The organism is Pseudomonas psychrophila HA-4, assembly GCF_000282975.1.
GTDB classification, from domain to species: Bacteria; Pseudomonadota; Gammaproteobacteria; order Pseudomonadales; family Pseudomonadaceae; genus Aquipseudomonas; species Aquipseudomonas psychrophila_A.
In genome coordinates this window covers 1-1,730 of sequence record NZ_ALJC01000082.1, presented here as the reverse complement: position 1 = coordinate 1,730, position 1,730 = coordinate 1, and the positions used below count along the sequence as shown (strand labels likewise).

The window sequence follows — 1,730 nt, the reverse complement described above, 5'->3', positions numbered from 1 at the left end:
CACCCACGCCGAAAGACCAAGGTTTCCTGCGCAACGTTAATCGACGCAGGGTTAGTCGGTCCCTAAGGCGAGGCTGAAAAGCGTAGTCGATGGAAAACAGGTTAATATTCCTGTACTTCTGGTTATTGCGATGGAGGGACGGAGAAGGCTAGGCCAGCTTGGCGTTGGTTGTCCAAGTTTAAGGTGGTAGGCTGGAATCTTAGGTAAATCCGGGATTCTAAGGCCGAGAGCTGATGACGAGTTGTCTTTTAGACAACGAAGTGGTTGATGCCATGCTTCCAAGAAAAGCTTCTAAGCTTCAGGTAACCAGGAACCGTACCCCAAACCGACACAGGTGGTTGGGTAGAGAATACCAAGGCGCTTGAGAGAACTCGGGTGAAGGAACTAGGCAAAATGGCACCGTAACTTCGGGAGAAGGTGCGCCGGTGAGGGTGAAGCATTTACTGCGTAAGCCCACGCCGGTCGAAGATACCAGGCCGCTGCGACTGTTTATTAAAAACACAGCACTCTGCAAACACGAAAGTGGACGTATAGGGTGTGACGCCTGCCCGGTGCCGGAAGGTTAATTGATGGGGTTAGCTAACGCGAAGCTCTTGATCGAAGCCCCGGTAAACGGCGGCCGTAACTATAACGGTCCTAAGGTAGCGAAATTCCTTGTCGGGTAAGTTCCGACCTGCACGAATGGCGTAACGATGGCGGCGCTGTCTCCACCCGAGACTCAGTGAAATTGAAATCGCTGTGAAGATGCAGTGTATCCGCGGCTAGACGGAAAGACCCCGTGAACCTTTACTATAGCTTTGCACTGGACTTTGAATTTGCTTGTGTAGGATAGGTGGGAGGCTTTGAAGCGTGGACGCCAGTCTGCGTGGAGCCATCCTTGAAATACCACCCTGGCAACTTTGAGGTTCTAACTCAGGTCCGTTATCCGGATCGAGGACAGTGTATGGTGGGTAGTTTGACTGGGGCGGTCTCCTCCTAAAGAGTAACGGAGGAGTACGAAGGTGCGCTCAGACCGGTCGGAAATCGGTCGTAGAGTATAAAGGCAAAAGCGCGCTTGACTGCGAGACAGACACGTCGAGCAGGTACGAAAGTAGGTCTTAGTGATCCGGTGGTTCTGTATGGAAGGGCCATCGCTCAACGGATAAAAGGTACTCCGGGGATAACAGGCTGATACCGCCCAAGAGTTCATATCGACGGCGGTGTTTGGCACCTCGATGTCGGCTCATCACATCCTGGGGCTGAAGCCGGTCCCAAGGGTATGGCTGTTCGCCATTTAAAGTGGTACGCGAGCTGGGTTTAGAACGTCGTGAGACAGTTCGGTCCCTATCTGCCGTGGACGTTTGAGATTTGAGAGGGGCTGCTCCTAGTACGAGAGGACCGGAGTGGACGAACCTCTGGTGTTCCGGTTGTCACGCCAGTGGCATTGCCGGGTAGCTATGTTCGGGAAAGATAACCGCTGAAAGCATCTAAGCGGGAAACTTGCCTCAAGATGAGATCTCACTGGAACCTTGAGTTCCCTAAAGGGCCGTCGAAGACTACGACGTTGATAGGTTGGGTGTGTAAGCGCTGTGAGGCGTTGAGCTAACCAATACTAATTGCCCGTGAGGCTTGACCATATAACACCCAAGCAATTTGCGTCGAAGAGACCAGATTGCGGTGTGTGAAGACGATACAAACCGAAAGTTTGCATTCACAAAGCACCGACTCTATTACATACCCATTCGCTAGAA

1 rRNA gene is annotated in these 1,730 nt (G+C 52.3%); it reads left to right on the top strand.

The features are described from left to right. Positions 1 to 1,616: ribosomal RNA gene (locus B347_RS0111595) — 23S ribosomal RNA — on the top strand; the annotation flags it as partial. Between the last annotated feature and the right edge of the window lie 114 nt (positions 1,617 to 1,730).